Source organism: Gammaproteobacteria bacterium (genome assembly GCA_021648145.1).
GTDB lineage: Bacteria > Pseudomonadota > Gammaproteobacteria > JAADGQ01 > JAADGQ01 > S141-38.
In genome coordinates, this window is sequence record JAKITI010000019.1 from 40,173 (window position 1) to 48,254 (window position 8,082).

Below are 8,082 nucleotides of genomic sequence, written 5' to 3' on the forward strand. Positions count from 1 at the left end.
CTATTAGATAAAAATACATTAATACGCTTCAATTTCTGATTCGACCTTTCGAGTTTAATTCATTGTGCATCGCTGAAATGAAAAAATGAAATTTAAAAAAATAACGCTAGGTGTTTGTGGAGTGATTCTGACAGGGTTCTTGATTCCAGAGGAAAAAGTTATTCCTGTTAGTGGAGCTTCCTCTAATGATTGGAATATAAATACCTGAATTCAAGTCATAAGTGCATAATAAAATCCAGTGGGACGCAAAAAATGTGACGCTGGTTTTGGCGATAGATGAATCGCAGGGTATACTCGTGCGCGTTACGCTCAAAGGGTGCGGGAGCCGCATATCCTGCGTTTCTTGATGATGGAGGGCGAAAAATGAACAATGCGTTAAAGAGTTTAAAAAGTGATGATTTGGATAGTGCACTAGCTCAAGTTAAAGAGAGGGTTCGCAGTGATCCTGCTAGCGCTAAAGAGCGCATCTTTCTGTTTCAGTTGCTTGCTGTTTTAGGCGACTGGGATAAGGCTTTGGTTCAATTGGAAATTGTTGGTGATTTAGATGACTCTGCCTTGGCGATGGTTCAAGTCTATCGTGACGCACTGAGTTGCGAGCAACTGCGAAGTGATGTTTTTGATGGTAAACAATCACCGCTTATTTTTGGCGAACCAACGCAGTGGATTGCTGAGCTTGTAGAGGCGTTTAAGCTAGTTGCTGATGGGCAGCATGAGCAGTCTCAACAACTGCGCGAAAAGGCGTTTGATGCCGCTCCCGCAACAACCGGTAAAATCAACGGTGAGGCGTTTAGCTGGATTGCGGATGCTGATAGTCGTTTGGGACCCGTAATAGAGGTTATCATCAACGATCGTTATTATTGGGTGCCGTTTCATCGAATTGCTAAAATTCAGGTGGAAGCTCCCTGCGATCTACGTGACAGTGTCTGGATGCCCGCCCATTTTATATGGGCAAATGAAGGCGAGTGTGCCGCCCTGATTCCGACGCGTTACCCTGGCTCCGAAAATGCGATGGACTCACAAATAAAATTAGCAAAAAAAACAGAGTGGCTGGAGTGCAGTGATGATCTGTATCTAGGTTTGGGGCAGCGCCTGTTGGCCACTGATATGGGCGAATTTCCATTGATGGATGTCAGAGAAATTATATTAAATTGTAATGGCTGAATTAACGACACAAGAGCGTCTACAACCTTCATTACTGGATCGTTTGACTGATGATGAGCCTGATCAGACACAAGAGTCACGCAATCAACGTGTGCTTTCATTGCGCCGCTTAAGAGCGTGCGTCATTCGAGATCTTGCCTGGTTGCTTAATACGGGTAATCTGGAAGAGGTTATGCTACTTTCAGACTATCCCCATGTTAAAAAATCGGTATTAAATTATGGGATGCGGGGCTTAACTGGTCATACGGTTTCAACACTTAATATTCATGAAATTGAGCGCCAATTACGTCAGGCGATCCTGGATTTTGAACCGCGTATTTTACGAAAATCTATTCGTGTGCGTATGTGTGTTGATGAAGAAGAGATGAATCAAAATGCGGTGCAATTTGAAATAGAGGGTGATCTGTGGGCTCAGCCCGTGCCGTTACGCCTGTTTATGAAAACAGAAGTTGACCTTGAAACAGGCAGTATCAATATTTCTGAATCAGGGACTCAAAAAATAAGCTAATGGATCCGCGTTTTCTTAAATATTACAATCAGGAGCTTCAGTTTATACGGGAGATGGGCGGCGAATTTGCCAATGAGTTTCCGAAAATTGCCGGACGTTTAGGGCTAGATAGCTTTGAGTGTGCGGATCCCTACGTTGAACGTCTGCTGGAGGGGTTTGCCTTTTTAGCCGCGCGGGTGCAGCTAAAAATAGACTCGGAATTCCCCCGCTTCACCCAGCATCTATTGTCGATGGTTTACCCTCATTATCTTGCTCCCATGCCCTCCATGGCTGTTGTTCAATTTGAACCTGATTTAATGGAAGGCTCATTGGCCAATGGCTTTGTTGTGCCACGTTATAGTAGCTTAAGGAGCTTGCTGGGAAAAGATGATCAAACCGCGTGCGAATATCGTACCGCTCATGACGTAACATTGTGGCCACTGGAATTGTTTGAGGCGAACTATATTTCAGGCAGTGGCGCCGTGGCCTCTTTGGGTTTGCCGGATGTTCCAAAGGTAAAAGCCGCGATTCGACTATGCTTGAGAAGCACAGCAGGTCTGAATTTCAATCAACTGAGTTTAAGCTCCTTGCCTCTGTTTATGAGAGGCAGTGGCGAACTCCCCACGCGCATTTATGAACAGTTTATTGCCAACGGCCTAGGCGTTGTTGTTCGTTCAAAAAACAAATCTCTGAATCGTTCGTACAGTGACAAACTGCTATCAAAAAACAAAATTCAATCGGGTGGTTTTGATGATGTTGATGCCATCTTGCCTTACACAAAAAGATCTTTTGAAGGCTATCGCCTATTACAAGAGTACTTTGCCTTTTACGAACGCTTTCTGTTTTTGAATATAAACGGTCTGGATGAGGCCGTCAAACAGTGCTCGGGAGATGAATTAGAGATCATTGTCCTGTTAGACCGCTCAGAGCCACAGTTAGAAAATAGATTAAACAAAGAGAATTTTTCTCTTTTTTGCACACCGGCGATCAACCTGTTTCCCAAGCGGTCCGACCGCATTCATTTAACAACGAACCAAACCGAATATCACGTTGTTCCAGACAGAACGCGACCGATGGATTTTGAAGTTCACTCGGTTAAAGGGGTCACGGGTCATGGTATCAGCACTGAATCTGAACAGCCCTTTGCGCCTTTTTATGCGGCAGATAACAGCGTCGACAGTCGCGAAAAAAGAGCCTATTTTACACACTATCGCGAACCACGAATGTTCTCGGGTCGTCAACGCATGAACGGCCCACGCTCCAGTTATATGGGCAGCGAAGTTTTTGTCTCCCTGGTTGATGCCAACGAGGCCCCGTATTCCAGTCATTTAAGGCAGCTCGGTGTTGACCTGCTTTGCACCAATCGCGACTTGCCACTGCATATGCCGGTGGGTAAGGGGAAAACAGATTTCACCATGGAGTCCAGTGCGCCAGTACTCTCCGTGCGTTGCATCGCAGGGCCGACAAAACCACGGCCCGCCCATAATCCGAGCCGTGTGAGCTGGGATTTGATCAGCCACCTTTCGCTTAACTATCTCTCATTGGTGGATAGTGATGACAACAAGGGGGCACAGGCACTGCGTGATCTGTTACGTTTGTATAGCGATGAGAATGACATATCGACTCATAAGCAGATTGATGGCTTGTTATCGGTAAAATCCCAAACAGTGATACGCCGAGTGCCCATCTCGGGGCCGATGGCGATGGCTCGGGGCGTAGAGATTACTCTCGAATTTGAAGAGAGTGCCTTTGAAGGTGTCGGCATCTTTTTACTGGGCGCTGTACTGGAGCAGTTTTTGGCACGTTACGTCTCGATAAACTCTTTTACACAAACAGTCATTACGAGCACAAGTCGAGGTGAAGTGATGCGTTGGCCAGTGAGGGTAGGGCGATGTCCAGTGATTTAACACGGCTCGAAGCGCTTAAAAAAGCGCCTGAAAAATTTAATTTTTTTTTAGCGTTGCGCTGCATTGAGAGCGCGTCACCCGCGTCTCCCCGCCTGGGTGAATCCTTGCGCCCCGCGACTGACCCTGTGCGCTTAGGTCAAGTGCCTTCGCTCTCTTTTGCGAACTCGACGCTGGCGGATTTTGAAGAAGGCAAAGAGGGTCGCCCTGCTCGGCTGAATAGTTTTTTTCTGGGTCTTTTCGGACCGCACGGTGCACTCCCTGCACACTTGACCGAATATGCCAAAGATCGGCTCAAAAACGATAAAGACCCCACCTTTATTCGCTTTGTTGACCTGTTTCATCACCGCATGTTGTCACTCTTTTATCGTGCCTGGGCGAATAAAGAGCCCACCGTGAATTTTGATCGGGAAGCATCAGATCAGTTTAAGAGATATGTCGGTTCACTGTTTGGTGAGGGTCAGCCATCACATCACCTAGATGAGTTTCCCAACCGGGCCAAACTGTTTTTTGCGGGTAAATTTTCAAATCAGGTGCGTAACGCCGATGGCTTGGCGACGATTTTAAATGGCTACCTCAACAGACCCGTGACGGTGAGCGAGTTTATTGGCGAGTGGATGTTGATGCCCAAAGAGAGTCAATGGCGGCTGGGTGAGAGTGAAGAGACAGGAATTCTGGGGAAAACCACCTTGGTGGGCGAAAAATCCTGGGGGTGTCAGCACAAATTTCGGCTGAATTTCGGGCCGCTGTCTCTCTCTGAGTTTAAACGCCTGCTTCCCGGGGGAGATGACCTGAAGTCTGTTGCCGCCGTGGTTAAAAATTATGTAGGTTTTCAGTTTGCCTGGGATACCAATTTAATGATGAATAAAAATGAGGTTCCCGCATTTATATTAGGCGGAGAAAACCAGCTGGGGTGGACAACATGGTTGTATTCCAATGGTATTTCTGAAGATCGTAGCGATACTGTTATTAACGAATTAGTGGGAGGATGTCATTATGGCTGAAATCGGCCGAGTTGCACTGTTTGGTAAGCTCAATAGTGTAGGTTATAAAACAATCGAAGGGGCAACAGTTTTTTGTAAACTGCGGGGTAATCCTTATGTGGAACTGGTTCACTGGTTGCATCAGGTATTGCAATTGCAAGACTCTGACCTGCACCGCATTATCAAACAATTTGATATCAACCCGTCGACCTTGACCAAAGATTTTACCGAAGCGCTGGATCGACTGCCACGAGGCTCAACCTCGATCTCTGATCTCTCCTCACATGTTGAAGAAGCAGTGGAACGCGGCTGGGTTTATGGCACCTTGATGTTTGGTGAATCGCAGGTGCGCATGGGCCATTTGATGGTTGGCATGATCAAAACACCAGGATTAAGACATGCACTTTACGGCATCTCCAAAGAGTTTGAAAAAGTTAAATTTGATACTTTAAGTGATCGTTTTGATGAAGTGCTTGCCGGTTCACCGGAAGAGTCGTTGCAGGCCACCGACGGTTTTCAAAGCGGAGCAGAGCCGGGCGAAGCCAGCGGTGCTCTTGCGCCAGCGCAGATGGGCAAACAACAAGCGCTAAAACAGTTCACCACCGACCTCACCGAACAGGCGCGTAATGGGGATATTGACCCCATCGTTGGGCGTGATGACGAGATTCGCCAGATCATTGATATTCTGATGCGCCGCCGTCAAAACAACCCCATCCTCACCGGTGAAGCAGGGGTGGGTAAAACAGCCGTGGTCGAAGGCTTTGCCTTGCGCATTGCGCGGGGTGATGTGCCGCCTTCGCTGCAAGATGTCACCCTCAGAACATTAGATATCGGTCTTCTGCAAGCCGGTGCCAGTATGAAAGGCGAGTTTGAAAATCGTCTAAGGAAAGTGATTGATGAAGTGCAAGCCTCAAGCAAACCGATCATCTTATTTGTCGATGAAGCCCATACCTTGATCGGTGCGGGCGGTGCTGCAGGCACTGGCGATGCGGCTAACTTATTAAAACCCGCCTTAGCGCGCGGCACTCTTAGAACCATTGCGGCAACAACGTGGGCAGAGTATAAAAAATACATTGAAAAAGACCCCGCCTTAACGCGTCGTTTTCAAGTGGTGCAAGTCCACGAACCGGATGAAGAAAAAGCGATTCGTATGATGCGGGGGGTTGCTTCCACGTTGGAGCAACATCATCGCGTGCAGATATTGGACGAAGCGCTTGAAGCCTCAGTGCGCCTCTCTCATCGTTACATTCCAGCGCGTCAGTTACCGGATAAATCAGTGAGCCTGCTCGACACCAGTTGCGCACGCGTCGCCATCAGTCAGCATGCCGTGCCCGCCGAGCTGGACGATTGCCGTAAAAGTATTGATGCGCTGGAAACAGAGTTAAACATTATTGAGAGAGAGCAGACCATTGGTATTGAGGCGGATGAGCGAAAAGAAAAAGCCAATAGCGCCCTCGGCGATGAACGTGAGCGCCTTGAAAAGCTTGAGTCACGCTGGGTCTCGGAAAAAGAGCTGGTCGATCAGATTCTCACCCTGCGTCAACAACTGCGTGATTTAGAAGCAGATCGTGAATTAGAGTCGGATCGTGACTTAGAAACGGATGATGAGCCAGCAGAGAGACAACAAGCGTTGCCCAGAGAGACACTTTTAGAACAACTGAGCGAACTGCAATCACAACTCAAAGAATATCAAGGTGAATCGCCGCTCATTTTACCCAGTGTTGATGCCCAGGCGGTGGCCTCCGTAGTCGGCGACTGGACGGGTATTCCAGTCGGTCGCATGGTCAAAAACGAGATCGAAACAGCACTGCGGCTGGCTGATATTTTACAAGAGCGAATCATTGGCCAGCGCCATGCACTGGAGATGATTTCGAAACGCATTCAAACCTCCCGCGCCAATCTCGACAACCCTGGCAAACCAGTCGGCGTGTTTTTACTGGCGGGTCCCTCCGGAGTGGGTAAAACTGAAACAGCGTTAGCTTTGGCCGAAGCGTTATATGGCGGTGAACAAAATATCGTCACAATTAACATGAGCGAATTTCAAGAAGCCCATACAGTTTCAACCTTAAAAGGCGCACCTCCAGGCTATGTCGGTTACGGTGAAGGCGGAGTATTAACCGAAGCAGTGCGTCGCCGTCCCTATAGCGTCGTGTTGCTCGATGAAGTCGAAAAAGCCCATCCCGATGTGCATGAGATATTTTTTCAAGTGTTCGACAAAGGCTGGATGGAAGATGGCGAAGGCCGCGTCATTGATTTTAAAAACACACTTATTCTGCTCACCACCAATGTCGGCACCGACCTCATTATGAACATGTGCCAAGACCCCGAGTTAATGCCAGGCCCCGAAGGTTTAAGCAAAGCCCTGCGCAAACCCCTGTTAGATGTTTTCCCCGCCGCCCTGCTGGGGCGAATGGTCTCAATACCGTTCTACCCGCTCAGCGATGAAATGATCACCGCCATCTCAAAACTACAACTCGGACGCATCGAAAAACGCATCCGGGAAAATTATGAAATTCCATTCAGCTACGATGAAGAAGTGGTGACACTCATCGCCAGCCGCTGCACCGAACTTGATAGTGGCGGACGCATGATCGACTCAATCCTGACCAATACAGTCTTGCCAAGAATCAGCGAAGAGTTCCTGAATCGAATGCTGCAAGGGGAAGCGATTGAACGCGTTCATGTAAGCGTGACAGACGATGAATTCAGCTATCGTTTTTAAGCTGTTTCGAGCGATGCCAAAGATAAAAAATAAAGATGGCTACCATAATAAATATAACATGACCATTTGAGGATGATTTAAGTGAGCTATACACAAAAAAACAGACCGATCAAGGTTAAAACCCCGCTGGGGGATGATGTGCTGATGTTGCGTAGCATGACGGGCAACGAAGAGCTGGGGCGACTCTCGGAGTTTAATCTTACCCTGCTGAGCCGAGATGACCAGATAAAGCTGGAAGATGTTCTGGGTCAGAGCCTCACCGTGGAGCTGACACTTCCAGAGGGTGAGAGCCGTTACTTCAACGGCATCGTCAGCCACTTTAGCCAGGAGGGCGAGGAGGGTGAATTTTTCAGCTACAAAGCGACATTACGCCCGTGGCTGTGGTTACTGGATCAAACCTCTGACTGCCGTATTTTTCAGGAAAAAACGGTCCCCGATATCATCAAAGAGGTTTTTCGTGATAACGGCTTTTCAGATTTTGAAGAGTCCCTGAGTGGCAACTACCGCACCTGGGAGTATTGCGTTCAATACCGCGAGACTGATTTTAACTTTGTCAGCCGCCTGATGGAGCAAGAAGGTATTTATTACTACTTCATGCATAAAGATGGCAAACATATCTTAAAACTCTCAGACTCCATCAGCGCCCACGAACCGATCGCCATGCCGGATGTCCCCTATTACCCACCGTCACAAAACGTCGAACGTGATGAAGACTACATCAACAAATGGCTCATCAGCCGTAAGCTTCAGCCAGGCGCTTATAGCCAGCGCGATTTTGATTTCAAAAACCCCAAAGCGAATCTGGAAACCAAACTCACCAACCCG

At 47.9% G+C, this 8,082-nt stretch carries 6 protein-coding genes; all 6 read left to right on the forward strand.

Going from position 1 to position 8,082, the window contains the following annotated elements:
• The first annotated feature begins 363 nt into the window (after window positions 1-363).
• Entirely contained in the window at window positions 364-1,161 is a 798-nt protein-coding gene (locus L3J70_11270) for a virulence protein SciE type (GenBank protein ID MCF6236930.1), read from the forward strand.
• Window positions 1,154-1,669 (forward strand): type VI secretion system baseplate subunit TssE, encoded by a 516-nt coding sequence (tssE, locus tag L3J70_11275; protein ID MCF6236931.1) that lies wholly within the window; start codon window positions 1,154-1,156, stop codon window positions 1,667-1,669. Before L3J70_11270 ends, tssE begins: the two co-directional genes overlap by 8 nt.
• Complete coding sequence (gene tssF, locus L3J70_11280) at window positions 1,669-3,555, forward strand: type VI secretion system baseplate subunit TssF (GenBank protein MCF6236932.1); 1,887 nt, start codon at window positions 1,669-1,671, stop codon at window positions 3,553-3,555. Before tssE ends, tssF begins: the two co-directional genes overlap by 1 nt.
• Window positions 3,540-4,556 (forward strand): type VI secretion system baseplate subunit TssG, encoded by a 1,017-nt coding sequence (gene tssG / locus L3J70_11285; protein ID MCF6236933.1) that lies wholly within the window; start codon window positions 3,540-3,542, stop codon window positions 4,554-4,556. The genes tssF and tssG overlap by 16 nt, the downstream gene beginning before the upstream one ends.
• Complete coding sequence (tssH, locus tag L3J70_11290; GenBank protein MCF6236934.1) at window positions 4,549-7,257, forward strand: type VI secretion system ATPase TssH; 2,709 nt, start codon at window positions 4,549-4,551, stop codon at window positions 7,255-7,257. The genes tssG and tssH overlap by 8 nt, the downstream gene beginning before the upstream one ends.
• 81 nt (window positions 7,258-7,338) lie before the next feature.
• A partial coding sequence (vgrG, locus tag L3J70_11295; protein ID MCF6236935.1) for a type VI secretion system tip protein VgrG occupies window positions 7,339-8,082 on the forward strand: 744 nt, incomplete at its 3' end.

What these genes read in the sequence shown, in the direction of transcription:
- tssF (MCF6236932.1), top strand. Translation starts at nt 1,669, where the DNA reads ATGGATCCGCGTTTTCTTAAATATTACAATCAGGAGCTTCAGTTTATA.
- tssE (MCF6236931.1), top strand. Translation starts at nt 1,154, where the DNA reads ATGGCTGAATTAACGACACAAGAGCGTCTACAACCTTCATTACTGGAT.
- tssG (MCF6236933.1), top strand. Translation starts at nt 3,540, where the DNA reads ATGTCCAGTGATTTAACACGGCTCGAAGCGCTTAAAAAAGCGCCTGAA.
- tssH (MCF6236934.1), top strand. Translation starts at nt 4,549, where the DNA reads ATGGCTGAAATCGGCCGAGTTGCACTGTTTGGTAAGCTCAATAGTGTA.
- L3J70_11270 (MCF6236930.1), top strand. Translation starts at nt 364, where the DNA reads ATGAACAATGCGTTAAAGAGTTTAAAAAGTGATGATTTGGATAGTGCA.